Source organism: Herminiimonas sp. NPDC097707 (assembly GCF_044761395.1).
Taxonomy (GTDB): Bacteria; Pseudomonadota; Gammaproteobacteria; order Burkholderiales; family Burkholderiaceae_D; genus Oxalicibacterium.
In genome coordinates, this window is the sequence record NZ_JBIWCI010000001.1 from 1,576,497 (window position 1) to 1,596,631 (window position 20,135).

18 protein-coding genes are annotated in these 20,135 nt (G+C 54.0%); 9 read left to right on the plus strand and 9 right to left on the minus strand.

From position 1 onward, the window contains the following. Positions 1-28: 28 nt before the first annotated feature. Genes ACIQW9_RS07620 through ACIQW9_RS07630 form a run of 3 tightly spaced genes read right to left on the minus strand, consistent with a single transcriptional unit; the run spans position 29 to position 2,441 of the window. On the minus strand, positions 29-970 hold the full coding sequence (locus ACIQW9_RS07620; protein WP_402334960.1) for a diguanylate cyclase domain-containing protein: 942 nt from the start codon (positions 968-970) through the stop codon (positions 29-31). Between the two features lie 47 nt (positions 971-1,017). Next, positions 1,018-1,479 (minus strand): BLUF domain-containing protein, encoded by a 462-nt coding sequence (locus ACIQW9_RS07625; protein WP_353156143.1) that lies wholly within the window; start codon positions 1,477-1,479, stop codon positions 1,018-1,020. Positions 1,480-1,514: 35 nt separating this feature from the next. Then, positions 1,515-2,441 (minus strand): MerR family transcriptional regulator, encoded by a 927-nt coding sequence (locus ACIQW9_RS07630; protein WP_402334963.1) that lies wholly within the window; start codon positions 2,439-2,441, stop codon positions 1,515-1,517. A gap of 351 nt (positions 2,442-2,792) precedes the next feature. Here ACIQW9_RS07630 and ACIQW9_RS07635 point away from each other — a divergent pair, with 351 nt between their 5' ends. The 9 genes from ACIQW9_RS07635 (at position 2,793) to ACIQW9_RS07675 (ending at position 11,276) form a co-directional block, all read left to right on the plus strand. After that, the gene (locus ACIQW9_RS07635) at positions 2,793-4,091 is read left to right on the plus strand and encodes an NAD(P)/FAD-dependent oxidoreductase (RefSeq protein WP_402334966.1); all 1,299 of its coding nucleotides are present in this window, start codon (positions 2,793-2,795) and stop codon (positions 4,089-4,091) included. Positions 4,092-4,109: 18 nt separating this feature from the next. Beyond that, on the plus strand, positions 4,110-4,907 hold the full coding sequence (locus ACIQW9_RS07640; RefSeq protein ID WP_402334968.1) for a DUF1365 domain-containing protein: 798 nt from the start codon (positions 4,110-4,112) through the stop codon (positions 4,905-4,907). Further along, positions 4,904-6,145, plus strand: a complete 1,242-nt coding sequence (locus ACIQW9_RS07645) for a class I SAM-dependent methyltransferase (RefSeq protein ID WP_402334971.1) — start codon at positions 4,904-4,906, stop codon at positions 6,143-6,145. The genes ACIQW9_RS07640 and ACIQW9_RS07645 overlap by 4 nt, the downstream gene beginning before the upstream one ends. Continuing rightward, positions 6,142-6,720, plus strand: coding sequence for a chalcone isomerase family protein (locus ACIQW9_RS07650; protein ID WP_402334974.1), 579 nt, complete (start codon positions 6,142-6,144; stop codon positions 6,718-6,720). Before ACIQW9_RS07645 ends, ACIQW9_RS07650 begins: the two co-directional genes overlap by 4 nt. Further along, the gene (locus ACIQW9_RS07655) at positions 6,720-7,961 is read left to right on the plus strand and encodes an MFS transporter (RefSeq protein ID WP_353156132.1); all 1,242 of its coding nucleotides are present in this window, start codon (positions 6,720-6,722) and stop codon (positions 7,959-7,961) included. Before ACIQW9_RS07650 ends, ACIQW9_RS07655 begins: the two co-directional genes overlap by 1 nt. A gap of 34 nt (positions 7,962-7,995) precedes the next feature. Further along, a complete protein-coding gene (locus tag ACIQW9_RS07660; protein ID WP_353156131.1) occupies positions 7,996-8,538 on the plus strand; it encodes a DUF3833 domain-containing protein in 543 nt (180 codons plus the stop codon). 34 nt (positions 8,539-8,572) lie between these two features. Continuing rightward, a complete protein-coding gene (locus ACIQW9_RS07665) occupies positions 8,573-9,340 on the plus strand; it encodes an SDR family NAD(P)-dependent oxidoreductase (RefSeq protein WP_402334977.1) in 768 nt (255 codons plus the stop codon). Between the two features lie 8 nt (positions 9,341-9,348). Beyond that, on the plus strand, positions 9,349-9,795 hold the full coding sequence (locus ACIQW9_RS07670) for a nuclear transport factor 2 family protein (protein ID WP_402334980.1): 447 nt from the start codon (positions 9,349-9,351) through the stop codon (positions 9,793-9,795). Between the two features lie 158 nt (positions 9,796-9,953). Beyond that, entirely contained in the window at positions 9,954-11,276 is a 1,323-nt protein-coding gene (locus ACIQW9_RS07675) for an aspartate aminotransferase family protein (protein WP_402334983.1), read from the plus strand. Between the two features lie 108 nt (positions 11,277-11,384). On the opposite strand, the gene typA is transcribed toward ACIQW9_RS07675, so the two are convergent. The 6 genes from typA to rimP form a co-directional block, all read right to left on the minus strand. Then, entirely contained in the window at positions 11,385-13,223 is a 1,839-nt protein-coding gene (gene typA, locus ACIQW9_RS07680) for a translational GTPase TypA (RefSeq protein WP_402334986.1), read from the minus strand. 194 nt (positions 13,224-13,417) lie between these two features. Then, the gene (truB, locus tag ACIQW9_RS07685; RefSeq protein WP_402334988.1) at positions 13,418-14,362 is read right to left on the minus strand and encodes a tRNA pseudouridine(55) synthase TruB; all 945 of its coding nucleotides are present in this window, start codon (positions 14,360-14,362) and stop codon (positions 13,418-13,420) included. Between the two features lie 118 nt (positions 14,363-14,480). Continuing rightward, positions 14,481-14,867: a 30S ribosome-binding factor RbfA gene (rbfA, locus tag ACIQW9_RS07690; RefSeq protein ID WP_402334990.1), complete on the minus strand. Its 387-nt coding sequence runs from the start codon at positions 14,865-14,867 to the stop codon at positions 14,481-14,483. Positions 14,868-14,982: 115 nt separating this feature from the next. Beyond that, positions 14,983-17,787, minus strand: coding sequence for a translation initiation factor IF-2 (gene infB, locus ACIQW9_RS07695; protein ID WP_402334993.1), 2,805 nt, complete (start codon positions 17,785-17,787; stop codon positions 14,983-14,985). Positions 17,788-17,836: 49 nt separating this feature from the next. Continuing rightward, complete coding sequence (gene nusA, locus ACIQW9_RS07700; RefSeq protein WP_402334995.1) at positions 17,837-19,396, minus strand: transcription termination factor NusA; 1,560 nt, start codon at positions 19,394-19,396, stop codon at positions 17,837-17,839. Continuing rightward, positions 19,393-19,878 (minus strand): ribosome maturation factor RimP, encoded by a 486-nt coding sequence (gene rimP / locus ACIQW9_RS07705; RefSeq protein WP_402334997.1) that lies wholly within the window; start codon positions 19,876-19,878, stop codon positions 19,393-19,395. The genes nusA and rimP overlap by 4 nt, the downstream gene beginning before the upstream one ends. Positions 19,879-20,135 lie beyond the last annotated feature (257 nt).

Consider the following 20,135-nt stretch of genomic DNA (forward strand, 5'->3'; position numbering starts at 1 on the left):
ATTTTGAGTGCACTTTCCTTGAGCGATCTCATGGTTCGTAACTTGCAACCTGGTTACGCCCCCTTGCCTTGGCCTGATACAGTGCGCTGTCAGCCTGCTCTAACAGCACTTCGGGCTGAGCCATAGAACTCGGCTTCATACGGACCACCCCGCAACTGATCGTCAGGAACTGGTGTGGCGAAGCCGCATGAGGAATATCCAGATCGCGCACACTCCGGCATAAATTCTCGGCATGCATGATCGCCTGTTCTGCGGTCATTTCAGTTGCCAGCACGATGAATTCTTCACCGCCAAAGCGGGCGACAAATTCACTGTCCCGACGCAATGAATCATCCAGGATCGAGGCGACTTTTCTGAGGGCATCATCGCCGGCAATATGGCCGTAAGTATCATTGAAGCCCTTGAAGTAATCGACGTCGATAAACATCATGACCAGATTTTCCTGCGTATCGATCAACTGATCCCATCTTGTGCGCAACTGATCCTCGAAATATTTACGGCTGTATATCCCGGTCAATGTGTCATGCACGACCAGTTGTTCCAGATTTTCCTTGTCGCGCTCCAGCAACCTGCGCTCCTTGCGCAAGCGCTGCTCAAGGACTACGCGCGCGGTGACATCCTTCTGGATGCCGATGAAATGCGTAAGGACACTGGACTGATCAAACACCGGGGATATGCTCAGCTCGTTCCAGAACAATGAACCGTCCTTGCGGTAATTTCGCAGAGTCACAATACTGTGCTCGCCCTTCTCAAGGGAATTGGCAAGGATGCTGATGTTTCTTTGCGCCTGGTCCGTTCCCTGCAGAAAACGACAGTTACGCCCCAGGATATCTTCCAGGTCGTAGCCGGATAACTGTTCGAATGCAGGGTTGGCAAAAATCACCGGGTGATCAGGAGCACGCGCGTCTGCGATGATGATGCCATCCCTGGATTCCATCACGGCCTGCATCAGGATTTCAATAGAGAACATATCCGTCTTTTTATGGTGTTGTTAAAGGCAGGCACGAAGATGGCACTTCATTTTCCCGCCAGCCTGCTCATGAAAGAGCGGATCACTAAACTGAAGGCTTTTACATCCACTGTTTCCTGATGGCTAGCGATGATTTCCTGGATGCCTTTGAATTCATGATTTGAAATTTCCAGGACCGCCATGGCCCAATCCGGGAATGCACGCTCTTCTGTGGTTGTAATCAGAACGATACGGCAATCAGCGTGTCGCCTGTCATCAAGGATCTCGGTATATTTTCTGAATATCTGGTGATCCGGTCCTTCCAGGACTTGCATGAACATGCCGCCGCCGTGGACCAGAATTCCGGTCAGCCCCAGGGCTTGATTATTCTTTTTTGACGATTCCAGAATATCGGACAGGTCATTCTTCAAAGCTTCGGCAGTGCTGCGGCTTGCGCTTACATATAACAGTCTAATCATCGCGCTGGTTGTGTTCCGGTTGATATGGTTAACAATATGAAAGCCAGACATCCCGGCTTCGCGACGACATGGATTACTTTGACATTTTAATACGTCAAGACGGGATGCCTGGCATGCCATGCACTCAAGCCGGCGGAGATGTCGGCAAGATGAGTCAGCACATATACAGCCTCTGGTGGGCGACGGGCAAGTACCGGGCAATCTCCACCTACCCAAAGCTCTGTACTGACAGGCAATTTCCCGCGCAAATCAGTCAAGCCTTCGAGCACTAGACGGGGATTCATCGCACCCGAGACGGATAGCGCGACGATGTCTGCGTTTTGCGCCTGGGCTGCCCCAATGATATCCATGATGGGCGTTTGCACGCCCAGCGAAATGCAACTCGCCCCTTCCTGCGTAAAGATCGCTTCGGCCATCAGCAAGCCGAGGCCATGCTGTTCCAGTGGCAACGTCGTCAGCAGGATGCGTGGCCCAGCAGGTATTTTCCCTCTTGGCAGCTGCAACGAGGAAATTGCTGCGCGCATGACGACTTGTACCGACTCTGTATACAAATGCTCTTCAAAAATCTGCAGGGTGCCGTTGGCCCAGCTCTCACCCACCAGTCGATTAAGCGGTGCCAGCAACTCGACAATGAAACGCTCCAGTCCCATACGCGACAGCGCCTGCGACAGCCCGTGGCGCAAGGCCTCGGTCTGGTGAGTCTTGCACAAGTCCAGATAGCCTTGCAGCGTCGATAGAGTGGCGTCGCTTGCGCTGACTGATTCAGCAGTAGCCAGCACCGACTGCTGTACCAGTTGCTGCAATTCCTCCATTCCGTAATGGATGATTTTCCCGGGACGATGCCCCTGGTCGAGCAGGCGCTTCAGGATACGCAATTTATCCACCTGATCGAGCAGATAGGCACGCTCACCCAAACTATCCCGTACCGGGGTCGGGAAACCGTAACGGCGTTCCCAAACGCGCAAGGCATCCTTGGACAAACCGGTATCGCGCTCAACGGCACCAATACTCATCGTTATCTGCATAAAAATTCACATGCCTATTCTTGTACGTGCGTATTTATCAATCGGTATTTTTCAATTCGAAATGAGTCCGTGGCTCAGCAAGCCGGAATCTCTATCAAGACGCTATTTTAGCGCTTAATTAAGTCTATAATTTGTCCTAGACAATATATTGACATAAAATGCGTTTGCGCTCAGCATATATCAACAATTGCTTGATGCGCCTTTTACCTGACGGCATGCAATTTCAAAAGCTTATTTTTTAACAACATCGCGATGTTGTTAAAAAATAAGCAAGGACATCGTCAGTCGCATTAATTGCTGCCTGGCACTTTAGTGGACTCATAACAAGGAATCACCAGCATGAAAATCGCTGTTATCGGATCGGGAATTGCCGGATTGTCTTGCGCCTACCGCCTGGTGCAATCCGGTTACGACGTAACACTGTTTGAAGCCAACGACTATTTTGGCGGTCATACGCATACCGTCGACGTTACGCTGGGTGATGTCACTTATGGTGTGGATACCGGCTTTCTGGTTTTCAATCACCGCACCTATCCAAACCTGGTCCGCCTGTTTGCCGAACTGGAGGTTGAAACCGTGACGACCGACATGTCCTTTTCAGTCAAGCTGCCCTTGCAGGGGCGGATGCTGGAATGGGCCGGCGGCAATCTCGATGCCGTGTTTGCGCAAAGGCGCAACCTGCTGAACCCGCGTTTTCACCGGATGTTGCGGGATATCCTGCGCTTCAACAAACATGCCACCCAACTCGCCTTGTCCGGCGCACACGATGGATCACATTGCTCCCTGGGTACCTATCTGGCAGCACACAGTTACAGTAGGGAATTTCGCGACTGGTATCTGCTGCCCATGGCAGGCTGCATCTGGTCTTGCCCGACCGAACAGATGCTGGCTTTTCCGCTGTCATCGTTTGTCCGTTTTTGCCACAACCACGGCTTGCTGCAAGTCAATGACAGGCCGCAATGGCAAACCGTCAAGGGCGGCGCCCGTCATTATGTGGAAAAAATGCTGACGCAGATTCCGCAAAAATTTCTGAAAACGCCAGTGCTATCGGTCACCCGCAATACCTTGGGCAATGTCACCAAGATCAAAATTGAAGCCGGCAATGGCATCCATCTGGTCGATCATGTTGTCATGGCCAGTCACAGCGATCAATCCTTGCAACTGTTAAAGGATGCGACGCTGTATGAACAGGCCATCCTGTCAGCCATAAAATACCAACCGAATCGCGCCGTATTGCATCTGGATACCGACTGTCTGCCTGCGAATAAAAAGACGTGGGCTGCGTGGAATTATCAAAGCGAACAAGGCAGCGAACCCAGGGTGTGCGTCCATTACCTGCTCAACCAATTGCAGCCACTACCGTTCAAGCAATCCGTGATCGTGTCGCTCAATCCTATTCATGCCCCCAACCCGAATAGCATGCTCGCCAGCTATGATTATGCACATCCGGTTTTCGATGAAGCGGCGATTGTGGCCCAAGGGAAATTGGCGACAATACAGGGCGAACAAAATACCTGGTTTGCCGGCGCGTGGACGGGCTATGGCTTCCATGAAGATGGATTGAAGTCCGGCCTGTCTGTGGCGCAAGCCATAGGCAGCGTGGCAGACGACACTGCATTGACGCGCTCAGCCGCCTGAACTTGCATGGACGCAACCATGAAATCCATTATGCCTGTCGCACAACTCTGTTTTGGCAAGGTAAGGCACACGCGCCTGCGCCCGGTGCGCCACGCCTTCAACTATGGCGTGTATTTCATACGCCTGCCCCTGCGTGCAATGGCACAGGCTGCTGTGCAGCCAGCCAGATTTTTCTCGCACAACCGCTTCAATGTGCTGTCCTTCTGGGACAGCGATCACGGCGATGGCAGACAGCCTTTGCTCGAATGGCTGGATGCGCTGCTGAAAAACGAAGGCATAGATGACGCCGATGGTGAAATCTGGCTGCAGGCATTTCCGCGTGTCTTGGGCTATGTATTCAATCCTGTGTCATTCTGGTTTTGCCATCGCAAGGATGGACAACTGCGCGCCGTGCTGGCCGAAGTGTGCAATACGTTCGGCGAGCGTCATTTATATCTGCTCGATACAGGCAGCGCCATGAACTATGGAATAGAGCTGACGGCACGCAAGATATTTCATGTCTCGCCATTTTGTGCAGTAGATGGCTGCTATCGCTTTCGCTTCTTGTGCATAACGCAAGAAATCGATGGCACGGTGGTCGAACGTAATGTCGCCCGCATAGATCATGACGACAATTCCGGCCCCTTGATATTGACCAGCATTGCCGGTTCCGCCTACCCATTATCGGACGCGCTTGTTGCCAGAGCATTCTGTCTGTATCCGCTGATGACCTTGGGCGTCGTCGCAAAAATACACTGGCAAGCACTGCGCCTGTGGCTCAAGCGCGTGCCATTTTTCAGAAAACCCCATCCACCATCCAAAGAGCTGAGTCGATGAATACTCAATCAATCAAACAACAAGCGATCATCGTTACTGCAGGTGCCGGCGCGAGCACGTCTATAGACTTGCCTGCGGAGGTTAAATTCATCCTGCAACTGATGCGTAAAATCGAGCATGGTGCCTTGCGCATGGAGCTTCCGAACGGCCAGATCGAGCAGTTTGGCGACCATACGCATCCCGTCACGCTGACCCTGAAAAACTGGGATATTTGCCATGCTGCGTTGAAGTCCGGCGATATAGGATTTGCGGAGACATTTATCGATGGACACTGGACGACGGACGATCTGCCCGGCCTGATAGAGCTGTTCGTACGCAATCGCGCGGAAATCGAATCGATTGTGTACGGCACCTGGTGGGGCAGTCTGCTGTACCGAATCAAACATCTATTCAACCGCAATTCGCGCGCGGGCAGCCGCAAGAACATCCACGCGCATTACGACATAGGCAATGACTTTTACCGGTTGTGGCTGGATCCGTCCATGACCTATTCGAGTGCGCTCTTTGCCAATGGCCATGCAGATAATTTGCAACAAGGCCAGAATGCAAAATATCACCGTATCCTGAACGAGCTGGCACTGCCGCCGAATGCACGCGTGCTGGAAATCGGCTGCGGCTGGGGCGGCTTTGCCGAACTGGCCAGTACTACAGCAGGCGCACATGTAACCGGTTTGACGCTGTCGACCGAACAGCTGCATTATGCACATCAGCGTTTGACTGATGCCGGCCTGGCCGATCAAGTGCAATTGCTGTTGCAGGATTTCCGTGATACGAGCGGACAATTTGATGCGATTGCTTCGATAGAAATGTTCGAGGCTGTAGGCGAAGCGTACTGGCCCAGCTATTTCGAGTGCATTGCACGCAACCTTAAAAAAAATGGTCGCGCCTGCATACAGACCATCGTGATTGCCGATGAACTGTTCGAGCGTTATCGCAAGGGTACAGACTTCATTCAGCAATATATTTTCCCGGGCGGGATGCTGCCATCATCACAAGTCTTTCGCCAGCAGGCTGAACAGCACGGGCTGCGGGTCGCCAATGAATTCAAGTTCGGTCTGGACTATGCGCGCACACTCAAAGAATGGCGCAGCGCCTACTCCGAGCAATTGCAGCAGGTACGTGCGCAGGGTTTCGACGACCGCTTCTTGCGCACCTGGGAATTCTATCTCGCATATTGCGAAGCGGGATTCCGCGCAAAAAGCATAGATGTCGTGCAATTCACGCTGAAAAAAACATGAGCCTGCACAGCCCTGCCGTACGGACCGGAAAATACGTACTCCTATTGGCCTTCTTTACGCTGATGTGGACGGTTGCGCTGGCGCGAGAACCTGCAGCGCCCCAGCATATAGAAAAAGAAATAGGCCAGGCGCGCCTAGCAGGTCAGGGAAGCTTCCGCTGGTTCGGCCTGAAGATTTATGATGCCGCGCTCTGGGTAGGCGATAAAGGCTATCGCGCCCAAGCGTCGGCGGCAGCCAAACTGGTGCTGGATTTGCGTTACGCACGCAACTTGCAAGGCAAGAAAATTGCCGCCGCTAGCGAAGATGAAATGCGCAAGCTGGGCCTAGGCTCTGCACAACAGCGCGCCAGCTGGCAAGCTGCCATGGAAAACATCTTCCCGGACGTCAACGAAGGCACGCATCTATCCGGCGTCTACCTACCCAATGAAGGCGCACGCTTTTACCTGAACGGAAAATTCATCGGCGAGATCATGGATGCCGAGTTCAGTCATGCCTTCTTTGCGATCTGGCTGGATCCCCAAACCACTGCCGCACAATTGCGCAACGCCTTGCTGGCCGATGCGGCGCCGCGCTGATGGCCAGGCTCACTACCGCTTCATTTTTCACCTACGGTTTATTCGGACTGCCGCTGGCCCTGGTTGCCTTGCCTATCTATGTGTACGTCCCGCAGTTCTATGCGGAACGCTTCGGCTTGTCGCTGACCCTGATCGGCGGGGCCTTGCTGGCAGCGCGTGTATTCGATGCATGCATCGACCCGTTGATAGGCTTGTGGATAGATCGCCGCAGGAATCATGGCGGCTATGGGCGCTTCATACTGATTTCCCTGCCCTTGCTGGCACTGGGTTTTCTGGCGCTATTCCATCCACCTGCGCTGCTGCAGGACGCCGCCTTGCTGTGGTTCCTGTGCACGCTGCTGCTGGTCTACCTCGGCTTCAGCCTGGCGACGATCGCCCATCAAAGCTGGGGCGCAGCACTGACGCAAAAACTGGCGGAACGCTCGCGCCTGACCGCCACGCGTGAAGCCTGCGGCTTGCTGGGTGTAATACTGGCAGCCTTGCTGACAGGCTGGCTGGGCTTCGATGGGCTGATCGCGATCTTTATCATCACCCTGCTCATTTGTGCTGCCATCCTGCTCAAGTCAGCACCGCAGCCGGCCACTACACAAGCTCTGCATGCGGGCTGGTCTGCGATGCTGGAACCCCTGCACAACCGGCGCTTTCGCTGGCTGTTCGCAGTATTGATCGTCAACGGCATTGCCGCCTCGATACCCGCCACACTGTTCCTGTTTTTCGCCAAGGATCAATTGCAACTGGCACAGTACGCAGGCCTGTTTCTGGTCCTGTACTTCATGGCTGCTGCCTGCTCCATGCCCTTGTGGGTCGCCTTGGCCAGACGCCATGGCGAAGCCCGCATCTGGCTGTGCGCCATGTTGCTATCAGCCGCCGCCTTCATCTGGGCTTACGGTCTGCCGGCTGGCGCTGCACTGCCGTTTGCCGTGATCTGCGTGCTGTCCGGCTTGACGCTGGGCGCCGACCTGGCCTTGCCACCGGCATTGCTGGCGGCAGTCATAGGGCGCGCCGGACACAGCGGCCAGCGCGAAGGGGCTTATTTCGGCGCCTGGAGCTGGGCCACCAAGATGAATCTGGCGCTGGCAGCCGGCATCTCGCTTCCCTTGCTCGAGCAACTCGGTTACGTCCCCGGCACCGCAGACAGCACGGGTACCCATGCGCTGTCTGTCGCGTATGCCTTGCTGCCCTGCGCGCTGAAACTGGCAGCGGCCAGCATACTGGCGCGCGCCCCATTGCGTGATGTATGAATTGTCTTGTACCCCCCACACCAATCAGCCGGAGATGATTATGAATCAGTTGAAATATCTTTTTGCAGTGTGCGCTACAGTATTGCTGGCCGCCTGTGCCAGCCCGGTCGAACCCTCACACTATGCGAATGAAAAGCCCAAGCTGGATTTGCAGCAGTATTTCAATGGCACGCTGGATGCGTGGGGCATGTTCCAGGACAGATCCGGCAAGGTCGTCAAGCGCTTTACCGTAGTGATGCGTTGTACCTGGGTCGGCGATACAGGCACGCTGGATGAAGACTTTAGCTACTCGGACGGCAGCAAGCAAAAACGCGTGTGGACGCTGCGCAAGGTGGCGCCCGACCGTTACATAGGAACCGCACCGGATGTCGTCGGCGAAGCCATCGGCATTACCGCAGGCAATGTCCTGCATTGGCAATATGTGCTGGCGCTGCCTGTCGACGGCAAGGTATATGACGTGCAGTTCAACGACTGGATGTATCTGATGGATGATCGCGTGATGCTGAACCGTGCAGCGATGAGCAAGTTCGGCTTCCATCTGGGCGATGTGACGCTGTCCTTTAGCAAGCGCCCTTGATGTGCCGACTCCTGTTGCAAACCGAAAGACTTAGATGAATCCACAGATTTCAAACTGGCATGACAAACGCGTATGGCTCATCGGCGCCTCGACCGGCATAGGCGCGGCAACCGCCCAGAATCTCTTGGCACAAGGTGCGCGCGTGGCACTTTCCGCGCGCCGCCCTGAATTACTGGCAATGGTTGCAGACGGTCATCCAAATGCACTGATCGCCGTGCTCGACATCGTCGATCATGCGAGTGTATCTGCGGCCCATACCTCAATCATGCAGCAGTGGCAAGGCATCGATCTGGTACTGATCATCGCCGGTGGCTACCATGAAATGCGCGCCGATTCCTTTGACCTGGCGGCAGCCTATCGTTTGATAGACCTGAACATACGTGGCGCCTACAACTGTCTCGACCTAGTGCTGCCGACATTGCTGGCACAAGGCAACGGCGGCATAGGAATCGTTGCATCGGTCGCCGGTTACAGTGGCTTGCCGAAAGCGTTGATCTATGGCCCGACCAAGGCGGCATTGATCAACCTGTGCGAATCACTGTATATCGATTTGCATCCGCGCGGCATAGGCGTCTACCTGATCAATCCGGGCTTTGTCGAAACGCCTCTGACCGCAGGCAACGACTTCCCCATGCCGGCCATGATATCGGCCAATGAAGCAGCACAGGAATTGCTGCACGGACTTGAAAGTGGCCAGTTCCATATACACTTTCCACGTCGCTTTACCAACCTCTTGCGCATCCTGCGTCTGCTGCCTTACCGGCTTTATTTCTGGTTGATACACAAGGGAACGGGATTATGAATGAAGTGATGAATATCAAAGTTGACCATACAGACAGCCTGTGCCGTGTCGTACAATTTTTCGAAACACTAAGCATTGAAGCGGCACAGCATCAGCTGGAGCAAATCTATGCAGTTGATGCATCCTTCAAGGATCCCTTCAGCGAAGTATGCGGACTGCCAGCAATCAGCCCCATCTTCATACACATGTTCAGCCAGGTAGAAAACCCTCGTTTTGTTGTAACGAATACGGTTCTGCAAGGTGACGATGCGTTCATGACATGGAATTTTCTATTCCATATGCGACGTTATTCCAGCGATGAGCAATGCATACGCGGAGCTACACATTTGCGTTTCGATGCCGATGGTCGCGTGAATACCCACCGCGATTACTGGGATGCCGCAGAAGAACTGTATGAAAAATTGCCGCTGGTTGGCGGGTTGATGCGTGTACTCAAACGGATAGCGAAAAAATAGCTCCGTATCTTTCTGCCGCTAAGTGAGACAAGTAGTTGCTATCTCATTTCTTGGGGGATGAGGCCTGCCAGATTCCGGTCGATTGTTTTTGCCCGGCTTACGTCCTGCTGGAAAACGTACTACCATGCTGATTCCCCGTCTACCGAAAGAAGGTGCACATGGCTCAGCTTCTGGACACCGCTCATCTTTGGATGCCGTTTACCGCCAACCGCCAGTTCAAGGCCAAGCCGCGCCTGCTGGCGTCCGCATCCGGCATGTATTACACCACCGACGATGGGCGCAAGATTCTGGATGGCACCGCCGGCTTGTGGTGCGTCAATGCGGGGCACGGCCATCCTAAAATCGTGGAAGCCGTGCAGCAGCAGGCTGCACAGATGGATTTTGCGCCGCTATTCCAGATAGGACATCCCAAAGCATTTGAAGCAGCAACGGCCTTGACCGGGATTGCGCCGGACGGCATGAATCGAGTGTTCTTCTGCAACGACGGCTCGGAAGGTGTCGACACTGCATTGAAGATCGCCCTCGCCTACCATCGCATGCGCGGCGATGCCGGGCGCACGCGCCTGATCGGGCGCGAGCGGGCCTATCACGGCGTCGGCTTCGGCGGCACTGCAGTCGGCGGCATCGCCGGCAATCGCAAACAATTCGGCCCCGGCCTGACTGCCGTAGATCATTTGCGGCATCCGCTCAACATCGAAAAAAATGCCTACTCGCGCGGCCTCCCTTTGCACGGTGCGGAGATGGCCGACGAGCTGGAACAGCGTCTGCTGGCCTTGCACGATCCATCCACCGTCGCCGCCGTCATCGTCGAACCCCTGCAAGGGTCGACAGGCGTGATCCTGCCGCCGAAAAGCTATCTGGAAAAAATTCGTGCGATCTGCGACAGGTACGGCATCCTGCTGATTTTCGATGAAGTCATTACCGGCTTCGGCCGCCTGGGTACGCCATTTGCGGCCGATTTTTTCAACGTCAAACCGGACATGATCGTCTGTGCGAAAGGTCTGACTAACGCCGCCGTACCGATGGGCGCCGTCATCGTACGGCAACAGATACACGATGTATTCATGGACGCTGCGCCTGCCGATACGATTGAATTCTTCCACGGTTATACCTACTCTGGCCATCCACTGGCAGCCGCTGCGGCAATTGCCACACTGGCGGTGCACAAGGAAGAGCAGCTGTTCCAGCGCGCCGCCGATATGGCTCCCTATTTTGAAGATGCTGCACACAGCCTGAAAGGCCTGCCCTTCGTCAAGGATGTACGCAACCTCGGCCTCGTAGCGGGAATAGAACTGGAAGGCATCAGCGGCAAACCAGGCGCACGCGCCTACGATCTGTTCAACAAGGCGTTCTGGGACAAAGGCCTGCTGACACGCACTACCGCCGACATCGTTGCACTGTCGCCGCCGCTGATCATCAGCAAATTGCAGATCGATGAAATGTTCGGCAGTATTGCCGATATCCTGAAGGCGCTGAAGTAAGTCTGCTCTGCAAAAAATGCTCAAGAAAATAAAAAAAGCCCGCTGATTTAAATATCAGCGGGCTTTTTTGTTGGCACCTCACTCAAGAGGCGCTATTCAAATCAATCATTACGCAGCGTCACGGCCTGCTTTTTTGCGCTCGTGTTCTTTCAAATAACGTTTGCGCAAACGAATGCTTTTCGGTGTGACTTCAACCAGTTCGTCGTCGTCGATAAACTCAACTGCATATTCCAGCGACATTTCGATAGGCGGTACCAGGCGCACCGCTTCATCGGTGCCCGACGAACGCACGTTGGTCAATTGCTTGCCCTTGATCGGGTTCACAACCAGATCGTTGTCACGCGAGTGGATGCCGATGATCATACCTTCATACACTGGATCGTTGTGGCTGACGAACATGCGGCCGCGATCCTGCAGTTTCCAGATTGCGTAGGCAACGGCAGCACCGTCGTCCTGCGAAATCAGCACGCCATTGCGACGGCCGCCGAGCTCACCTTTGGATACGTCAACCGGAGCGTAGTCGTCGAACACGTGGCTCATCAAGCCGGTACCACGTGTCAATGTCATGAACTCGCCCTGAAAGCCGATCAGGCCACGCGCAGGAATATGATATTCCAGACGCACACGACCTTTGCCGTCCGGTTCCATGTTTTGCAGATCGCCGCGACGACGACCGAGCTCTTCCATCACGCCGCCCTGGTTGACTTCTTCGACGTCAATAGTCAGGTTTTCAAACGGCTCGTGGCGTACACCATCGACCATTTTGAACACGACGCGTGGACGCGACACAGCCAGCTCGAAGCCTTCGCGACGCATGTTTTCAATCAGGATGGTCAGATGCAATTCGCCGCGACCCGACACTTCGTAGGTCGAATCGTCGTTTTCCGATTGTACGACGCGCAGCGCCATGTTGGCTTTCAATTCGCGTTCCAGACGATCGCGAATTTGGCGTGTGGTCACGAACTTGCCTTCACGGCCAGCCAGCGGCGAGTTGTTGACCATGAAATTCATGGTCAACGTCGGTTCATCAACCTTCAACATCGGCAAACCGTTCGGGTGATCCGGTGCGCAGATCGTGGTGCCGATACCGATTTCTTCAATACCGTTGATCAGTACGATGTCACCAGCCAGCGCTTCATCTACCAGTACGCGATCCAGGCCTTTGAATGTCAGCACTTGATTGATACGTGCCTTGGTTGGCTTGTCATCCGGACCGTTCATCCAGACCACATCCTGCAAGGCCTTGACGCGACCGGCCAGAATACGACCGACACCGATCTTGCCGACGTAGGAAGAGTATTCCAGCGAAGTGATTTGCAATTGCAGCGGTGCATCAGGATCGTCCTGACGTGCCGGAACGTGTTCCAGAATCGCGTCGAACAATGGTTCCATACTGCCGCCACGGACGTCTTGGGTCAGGCCAGCATAGCCGTTCAGGCCGGAAGCGTAGATGATAGGGAAATCGAGTTGCTCTTCGGTTGCGCCCAGCTTGTCGAACAATTCAAAGGTTGCATTGATTGCCCATTCAGCGCGTGCGCCAGGACGATCGATCTTGTTCAACACAACGATAGGTTTCAAACCGAGTGCCAAAGCCTTGCGCGTCACGAAACGCGTTTGCGGCATCGGACCTTCTTGCGCATCAACCAGCAACAGCACGCTGTCAACCATCGACAACACGCGCTCCACTTCGCCACCGAAGTCGGCGTGGCCTGGGGTATCAACGATGTTGATGTGTGTACCTTTGTACTCAACCGCGCAGTTTTTCGACAGAATCGTGATGCCACGTTCCTTCTCGATATCGCCGGAGTCCATCACGCGTGCATCAATTTGCTGATTGTCACGGAAAGTGCCTGATTGACGCAATAATTGGTCAACAAGCGTGGTTTTGCCGTGATCAACGTGAGCGATGATGGCAATGTTACGAATAGCGCGTTTTGAATTTGACATGGTGTGTTTAGCGGTTGGGGGTGGTGCAGAATTTGGATAGCCGCATATTATAGCACAGCCGACCATGTCAAGGCCCGACAAACCTTTCCCTGTCAAGGACTTGTGCGTATTTTGGGAACAAGGGAAGACAACAGATGAAGCTGAGACAGACGGGAGCGCCCTAGCCAAGACGATATTTACAAAAAGAAACCGTTTTATCCGGCAACTGTCGCCACAGTAGAAATCAGGCGCTCAGGTGCCAGGATGCTGTATTCCTGCATCAATCCCGTTCCCAGCAATTGCCCATCACTTTCACGATAAATACGCATTCTGCCCTCACCTTCAGGCAGCACAATATTCTCTTTTCCCAAAGCCAATCTTTGGCCATGCAAGAAGCGCTTGGCCAGCTCTTCCGACAAATGCAGCGCAGGAAACGATGTCAACAATGCATCAACCGGTGCCAGCGCAGCGATGCGTGCATCAGCATCTTTGGCGGTGAGCTCTTCGATGGTGATCGCCTGGGCTATCAGCAAATCGCCAACTTGAATACGCCGCAGGGCATTCAAATGTGCGCTGCATCCCAATGCCGCGCCAATGTCTTCGCCCAGCACGCGTATATACGTACCCTTGCTGCAACGCACGCGTAAAGTCAGATATGGCGCCTGGAAATCCACGAACTCCAGCAAATGGATGGTGACGGGACGCGCTTCGCGCTCCAGCGTGATCCCGGCACGCGCATATTCATACAAAGGTTTGCCGTCGCGCTTGAGTGCGGAATACATGGGCGGCACTTGTTCGATATCGCCGCGAAACTGCGCCAGCACCGCATCGATTTGCTGCCGACTGATGTCAACGGCATGCGTGGCAATTACTTCACCCTCGGTATCGCCTGTGTTGGTGGTCACGCCCAGATGCACGACCGTTTCATAGGTCTTGTCTGCATCGAGCAAATCCTGTGCGAACTTGGTCGCTTCGCCAAAACACAGCGGCAACAAGCCGGTTGCAAATGGATCAAGCGTACCGGTATGCCCGGCCTTGAGCGCATTCAACAACCATTTGGCTTTGATCAAGGCATCATTGCTCGATACACCGACTTGCTTGTCGAGTAGCAAAACGCCATGAACCGGCACGCGTTTTTTTTTATTTTGAGTTGTCGCCATGAGGGAAGCAGGGAAATGCGATTGGGTCTATCAGGCAAAAAAGTCTGCCTGGTTCGACGTATGGGAAAATGAAACCGAAGCAACTGGCGCCAGACCGGCCAGCACTAATACGGACAAATTACTCGTCCGCATCCTTGGCGCGCGTTGCGTTCGCTTCATCGATCAGCTTGGACATTTCAATGCCGCGTGCAGTCGACGTATCGTGCACAAAATGCAGTTCCGGCAAGGTATGAATCGACAAACGACGGCCCAACTGGCCGCGAATATAACCGGAAGCGGCACTCAAGCCCGATACCGTGTTCTTGATCTCGTCTTTATTGTCGCTGAGCATCGTGAAGAATACTTTGGCGTGCGCATAGTCAGGTGTGACCTGCACTTCGGTAATCGTGATCATCCCGACGCGTGGATCTTTCAATTCGAACGCGACGATTTCAGACAGATCACGCTGGATCTGATCTGCAACGCGCAAGCCGCGCCCGGGGATGGATTTACTATGTTTGGCCATAAATTTCTTCGATACAACAGGGAAGCAAAAATAACTTCGCATCGACAAGCGGGAAGCCAGCCGATGCGATCATGATAGAGCAAGGGCGGCCGATGAGCCACCCCGTATAAGGCGATTAAAGCGTACGCGCGATTTCCTGAACTTCAAAGACTTCGAGCTGATCGCCTTCTTTGATGTCGTTGAAGTTTTTCAAGGTCAAGCCGCATTCGAAGCCGAATTTGACTTCTTTTGCATCATCCTTGAAGCGTTTCAGCGAATCGAGTTCTCCCGTCCAGACTACGACGTTATCACGCAGCAAGCGTACCGATGCACCGCGTTTGACCACGCCTTCGAGCACGTAGCAACCGGCAATCGCACCGACTTTGCTGACCAGAATAACCTGGCGAATCTCGACCAGACCCAAGGCCTGTTCGCGCTTCTCTGGCGACAACATGCCGGACATCGCTGCCTTGATCTCGTCTACCGCATCGTAAATGATGTTGTAGTAGCGAATATCAACGCCGTTGGCTTCTGCCAGTTTGCGAGCTGACGCATCAGCGCGCGTGTTGAAGCCGATGATGACCGCTTTCGAGGCGACCGCCAGGTTGACGTCGGACTCGGAAATGCCGCCCACCGCTGCATGCACAACCTGCACACGCACTTCGCTGGTAGACAGTTTCTGCAAGGAGCCAACCAGCGCTTCCTGCGAACCCTGTACGTCGGTCTTGATGATCATAGGCAGGTTTTTGACTTCGCCCTCGCCCATGTTCTCGAACATGTTTTCCAGTTTCGCTGCTTGCTGTTTCGCCAGTTTCACGTCGCGGAATTTACCTTGACGGAACAAGCCGATCTCACGCGCTTTGCGTTCGTCAGCCATGACCATGACTTCTTCACCGGCATTCGGCACCTCGGTCAGACCCTGGATCTCGACTGGAATCGATGGACCGGCTTCGTTAATGCTCTTGCCGTTTTCGTCCAGCATTGCACGAACACGACCGTAAGCCGAACCTGCCAGCACGACATCGCCGCGACGCAAGGTACCGGATTGAACCAGAATCGTGGCAACCGGGCCGCGACCTTTATCGAGTTTGGCTTCAACCACCAGACCGCGCGCAGGTGAAACGACCGGCGCTTTCAATTCCAGCACTTCAGCTTGCAACAATACTTGTTCGAGCAAGGCGTCGATGCCTTCGCCGGTTTTGGCGGAGACAGGAACGAATGGCGAATCGCCACCGTATTCTTCCGGCACGACTTGTTCCGCAATCAGTTCCTGCTTGACGCGATCCAGGTTTGCGCTCGGCTTGTCGACCTTGTTGATCGCCACCACCAGAGGCACGCCGGCAGCTTTCGCATGCGCAATCGCTTCCTTGGTTTGCGGCATCACGCCATCGTCGGCTGCAACCACCAGAATCACGATATCGGTTGCTTTCGCACCGCGAGCACGCATGGCCGTAAATGCTTCATGGCCTGGTGTATCGAGGAAGGTGATCATGCCGCGTGGTGTTTCAACGTGATAAGCGCCGATATGCTGGGTAATACCGCCCGCTTCACCGGTTGCCACCTTGGCGCGGCGGATGTAATCCAGCAACGAAGTTTTACCGTGATCGACGTGACCCATGACGGTGACAACCGGTGCACGTGGCAACGCTTCCACATCGGCATGTTCTTCACCGATTTCCAGCAACGCTTCCGGATCATCCAGTTTCGCTGCATGGGCGACATGCCCCATTTCTTCGACCAGAATCATTGCTGTTTCTTGATCGAGCACCTGGTTAATCGTGCACATCTGACCAAGCTTCATCAATTGCTTGATGACTTCAGATGCCTTCACCGACATTTTGTGCGCGAGTTCGGCGACGGTAATCGTCTCCGGTACCTGCACGTCTTTTACAACGGCTTCAGTCGGCGCCTGGAAATTGCTTTCGCGGTCATCGTGATGCGATTGACGACGGCCTTTGGTACCTGCACGCCAGCCATCACGACCACCGCCGGTATTGCCACGGGTCTTGATGCCGGCACTGCGTTTTTTCGCATCATCCTGCCAGGTCGACGAGACATTGGCCGATTTGATCGACTTCTTGTCTGCAGCAACAGCAGGTTTCTTTTCGTCTTTTTTCTCGCCCGGCTTTTTATCAGCAGGTTTGTGCAAGGTGCCTGCGGCAGCAGGCTTTGCGACTGGCGCAACCGGCTCTGGTGCCTTGATGGCGCGACGCGGCGCATTCATCATCGCCTTGATCTGCGCTACTTCATCGGCCACTACTTTGCGGGCCAATTCAGTTGCTGCAGCTTTTTCGTTCGCTTCCTTGGCCGCTTCCTTCGCAGCTGCAGCAGCTTTTTTCTTGCTTTCTTCAGCAGCTACGCGTTTTTTCTCTTCAATTGCAGATTCATCGACTTTGACCTCGGCAGGTTTTTCAGCTTCAGCTTTTTGCGCGTCGACTTCAGCTTTTTTCAAAGCCTTGGCTTGCGTTTCTTTTTCTGCTTCCAGTTTGGCCAGACGTTCCTGCTTCTCGCGCAAATCCGCTTCCTGACGCGCCATCAACTCTGCATGGCGGCGCGACTCTTCGGCGCGACGCTCGACTTCTGCCTCATCGATAATTGGCGCAGCAACGACTACCGGCGCTTCTTCAGCCACTGGTTCATCGCGCTTTACAAAGGTGCGCTTCTTGCGAACTTCAACCTGAATCGTGCGCGACTTGCCGGTGGCATCCGCCTGCTTGATCTCGGTGGTTTCCTTGCGCATCAGCGTGATTTTCTTTTTCTCGCCATCAGGCGCGACACCATGTGCACGGCGCAGATGATCAAGGAGCTTGTCCTTGTCAGCCTTGGACAACTCGTCGGACGTGGAACTCTTTTCGACGCCAGCGTCCCGCAGTTGCGTGAGCAGCACATCCGCTGGCATCTTGAGCTCGGTGGCAAATTGGGCTACGTTGTTACTCGCCATTCAGTCCTCTTTTCTATGTAACACGTTAGATGTAAACAACCTTCGTGGATTATTTCGCTTCCGCGAGGCTCCACACCTTGGCTTGCAGCGCCTTGGCGTGATCATCGTATTTGGCATCGATGAGCTTCATCTCTTCGTCTGTCACATCTTTAAATTCATTTTCAATCAAATGACGTGCGCGATCTGCAGGCAAAGCCAGAATTGCGCCAAATTCGTCATAAGCCAGACCAGCAAACGCGTCGAGTGTCTTGACGCCCGCCAGACCCAGCTTTCCTGCAACTATGCGATCCATGCCTTCCAGATTCGCCAGTGCTTCGTCCATGCCTTCCATGCCTTCTTCGGAGGCGATCGCTTCCGTTACGAGAGCATCGCGTGCACGGTTGCGCAATTCGTTGACGGTATCTTCGTCGAACGATTCGATATCCAGCATCTCGCCGATAGGCACGTAGGCGATTTCTTCCAGCGAAGCAAAACCTTCGTCTACCAGAATGTCAGCCACTTCCTGATCGACGTCGAGTTTTTCCATGAACAGGATGCGGGTCGCAGCAGTTTCCAGCTGCGATTTATCGGCTGATTCTTCAGCTGTCATGATGTTGATTTGCCAGCCGGTCAGTTCCGATGCGAGGCGCACGTTCTGGCCGCCGCGACCGATGGCGATCGCCAGGTTTTCTTCATCAACGACAACATCCATCGCATGCTTTTCTTCATCCACAACGATGGAAGAAACGTTGGCCGGAGCCAGTGCACCAATGACGAATTGCGCCGGATCTTCCGACCACAACACGATATCCACACGCTCGCCGCCCAACTCGCCGGTAACAGCCTGCACGCGCGAACCGCGCATGCCGACACAGGTACCGATAGGATCAATGCGCTTGTCGCTGGTGAATACTGCAATCTTGGCGCGTACGCCTGCATCACGCGCTGCCGATTTAATTTCCAGCAAGCCTTGTTCTATCTCGGGTACTTCGAGTTCAAACAGCTTCATGATGAATTCCGGCGCAGTGCGCGAGAGAATTACTTGCGGGCCGCGTGCATTGCGATCGATACGCAAGATATAGGCACGGACGCGATCGCCGATACGCAGGTTTTCTTTTGGAATCGTCTGATCGCGCGGCAAACGCGCTTCAATACGGCCGGATTCGACTATCGCATCGCCGCGCTCCATCCGTTTGATGGTACCGGTCACCAGCGAATCGCCGCGTTCCAGAAAGTCAGCCAGAATCTGTTCACGTTCTGCATCGCGAATACGTTGCAAAACAACTTGTTTAGTATCTTGTGCAAAGCGACGACCGAACTCAACCGATTCAATCGGCTCTTCGATATGGTCATCTACTTCGATATCGCCAATTTGTTCCTTGGCTTCAAAGTGCAGAATTTCCTGATCCGGCAATTGCAGACCTGCATCGTCAGGCACAACGTGCCAGCGACGGAAAGATTCAAATTCACCGGTGTCGCGGTCAATCGAGACGCGAATATCGACATCGCCTTCGTAGCGTTTCTTGGTCGCCTGCGCAAGCGCGTGCTCCAGCGCTCCGAATACGATGTCTGGATCAACGTTTTTTTCGCGCGCCAGCGCATCAACCAACTGCAAAATTTCGCGACTCATGCTTTGCGACTCCTAAAATTCACTTGCGGCACCAAATGTGCCTTGTCTACATCAGCGAGCGTAAATTCAAGCTTCGCCGGCCCCTCGTTTCCCTCGAATTCCAACGCCAGTGTCTCGCCTACCGGTTCCTGCAAAATGCCCTGGAACGATTTGCGATTGGCCGCATTCGGCATCGGCATACGCAATTTCACCAGCGCCTCGGCACCAGCAAAACGCACATAATCCGATAGCTTCTTCAGCGGCCTGTCCAAGCCCGGCGACGACACTTCCAGCCGCTCGTAATTGGCATTTTCAACCGTCAATACGTGCAACAACTGGTGCGTGACTTTTTCGCAGTCCTCTACGGTGATTGAACCTTTATCCGCGTCTTCCGGCGTAAAGTCTATATATACACGCACCAAGCCCCGGGCCGCCTGTTCAAAATTGACCAGTTCATAACCCATACCCACTACGGTTTTTTCAATCAGCGCCGACAACTGCAAAGGAATTCTCCGAATAACGTCAATTGCGGCCATCCTGCAGCCGAAATCGAATACAACAACGCAAACTGTTTAACAAAAAAAAAATGGGCATCTGCCCATCTTTTTTATCATTCTGACCACCAAATTCAATGCCAAAAACATAAGTTTTTGACTGGCGACCTTTGTTAACTGCCGAATTATAGTTGATTACCTTATGCACCGCAATGCAGGAATCCTTGCGACACGCAATTCAGGCAGTTAACAATCGACTCATCCGG

What these genes read in the sequence shown, in the direction of transcription:
- ACIQW9_RS07620 (WP_402334960.1), bottom strand. Translation starts at nt 970, where the DNA reads ATGTTCTCTATTGAAATCCTGATGCAGGCCGTGATGGAATCCAGGGAT.
- ACIQW9_RS07625 (WP_353156143.1), bottom strand. Translation starts at nt 1,479, where the DNA reads ATGTCTGGCTTTCATATTGTTAACCATATCAACCGGAACACAACCAGC.
- ACIQW9_RS07630 (WP_402334963.1), bottom strand. Translation starts at nt 2,441, where the DNA reads ATGAGTATTGGTGCCGTTGAGCGCGATACCGGTTTGTCCAAGGATGCC.
- ACIQW9_RS07635 (WP_402334966.1), top strand. Translation starts at nt 2,793, where the DNA reads ATGAAAATCGCTGTTATCGGATCGGGAATTGCCGGATTGTCTTGCGCC.
- ACIQW9_RS07640 (WP_402334968.1), top strand. Translation starts at nt 4,110, where the DNA reads ATGAAATCCATTATGCCTGTCGCACAACTCTGTTTTGGCAAGGTAAGG.
- ACIQW9_RS07645 (WP_402334971.1), top strand. Translation starts at nt 4,904, where the DNA reads ATGAATACTCAATCAATCAAACAACAAGCGATCATCGTTACTGCAGGT.
- ACIQW9_RS07650 (WP_402334974.1), top strand. Translation starts at nt 6,142, where the DNA reads ATGAGCCTGCACAGCCCTGCCGTACGGACCGGAAAATACGTACTCCTA.
- ACIQW9_RS07655 (WP_353156132.1), top strand. Translation starts at nt 6,720, where the DNA reads ATGGCCAGGCTCACTACCGCTTCATTTTTCACCTACGGTTTATTCGGA.
- ACIQW9_RS07660 (WP_353156131.1), top strand. Translation starts at nt 7,996, where the DNA reads ATGATTATGAATCAGTTGAAATATCTTTTTGCAGTGTGCGCTACAGTA.
- ACIQW9_RS07665 (WP_402334977.1), top strand. Translation starts at nt 8,573, where the DNA reads ATGAATCCACAGATTTCAAACTGGCATGACAAACGCGTATGGCTCATC.
- ACIQW9_RS07670 (WP_402334980.1), top strand. Translation starts at nt 9,349, where the DNA reads ATGAATATCAAAGTTGACCATACAGACAGCCTGTGCCGTGTCGTACAA.
- ACIQW9_RS07675 (WP_402334983.1), top strand. Translation starts at nt 9,954, where the DNA reads ATGGCTCAGCTTCTGGACACCGCTCATCTTTGGATGCCGTTTACCGCC.
- typA (WP_402334986.1), bottom strand. Translation starts at nt 13,223, where the DNA reads ATGTCAAATTCAAAACGCGCTATTCGTAACATTGCCATCATCGCTCAC.
- truB (WP_402334988.1), bottom strand. Translation starts at nt 14,362, where the DNA reads ATGGCGACAACTCAAAATAAAAAAAAACGCGTGCCGGTTCATGGCGTT.
- rbfA (WP_402334990.1), bottom strand. Translation starts at nt 14,867, where the DNA reads ATGGCCAAACATAGTAAATCCATCCCCGGGCGCGGCTTGCGCGTTGCA.
- infB (WP_402334993.1), bottom strand. Translation starts at nt 17,787, where the DNA reads ATGGCGAGTAACAACGTAGCCCAATTTGCCACCGAGCTCAAGATGCCA.
- nusA (WP_402334995.1), bottom strand. Translation starts at nt 19,396, where the DNA reads ATGAGTCGCGAAATTTTGCAGTTGGTTGATGCGCTGGCGCGCGAAAAA.